The 255-nt window shown below is 38.8% G+C and carries 1 protein-coding gene; it reads right to left on the bottom strand.

Going from position 1 to position 255, the window contains the following annotated elements; genetic code table 11:
• On the bottom strand, window positions 1-255 hold a 255-nt coding region (locus tag SB658_RS25725; protein WP_410603293.1), incomplete at both ends, for a LysR substrate-binding domain-containing protein.

Raw genomic sequence — 255 nt, 5'->3', positions numbered from 1 at the left:
CTTTCTGAAAACAAAATATTTCCTTCAATTTGAGGATCGTTTGTCGGAACAGGTCCTAAAAAGGCAAGATCAATATCTCGATTTTTTACAGCTTCAATGAGAAATTTATAGGATCCTTGACGAAGTAAAAAATCGACCTCTGGGTATTCCTGCTTAAAGGCGGAAATGACAGAAGGCAGTACTTGGCTTGCTAGGCTAGTAGGAAAGCCGATATTGACGGTTCCTTTGTGCGGATCTAAATATTCATCAATTTGC

The organism is Bacillus sp. SIMBA_008, from assembly GCF_046535495.1.
GTDB lineage: Bacteria > Bacillota > Bacilli > Bacillales > Bacillaceae > Bacillus > Bacillus subtilis.
This window is presented reverse-complemented; position numbering and strand designations above follow the sequence as displayed.